The sequence below is a fragment of the Acinetobacter sp. T_3_1 genome (genome assembly GCF_025377055.1).
In the GTDB taxonomy this organism is placed as follows: Bacteria; Pseudomonadota; Gammaproteobacteria; order Pseudomonadales; family Moraxellaceae; genus Acinetobacter; species Acinetobacter kookii.
The window spans coordinates 1-551 of record NZ_JACHVD010000055.1; the positions used below are offsets into that span (position 1 = coordinate 1).

Below are 551 nucleotides of genomic sequence, written 5' to 3' on the forward strand. Positions count from 1 at the left end.
GGTGTGAATGTTGACCACACCACAATTTATCGTTGGGTTCAGCGTTATGCTCCAGAAATGGAAAAACGCTTACGCTGGTATTGGCGTAATCCTACAGATTTACATTCATGGCATATGGATGAGACTTATATCAAAGTGAAGGGGCGATGGACTTACCTGTATCGTGCAGTTGATCAACGTGGTCATACGATTGACTTTTACCTTTCCGCTAGACGGAACAGTAAATCAGCCTATTGTTTTTTAGGAAAGATCTTCAATACGGTGAAAAAATGGCAAATTCCACGGGTCATCAATACAGATAAAGCAGCGACCTATGGCCATGCTTTATCACGGTTAAAGCGAGAAGGAAAATGTCCAGTAGATATTGAGCACAGGCAGATTAAGTATAAAAATAATGTCATTGAATGTGATCATGGTAAGTTAAAGCGGATCATCAGGGCCACATTAGGATTCAAATCTATGAAGACGGCTTATGCCACAATTAAAGGTATTGAAGTCATGCGTGCACTACGTAAAGGACAAGCATCGTCATTTTATTATGGTCAGCCTCA

General features: G+C 40.7%; 1 protein-coding gene. It reads left to right on the forward strand.

All coding sequences use genetic code 11. The features are described 5' to 3' along the window. The coding region (locus tag H4I94_RS16195) for an IS6-like element IS1008 family transposase (RefSeq protein ID WP_215749962.1) at positions 1-551 on the forward strand (551 nt) is incomplete at both ends.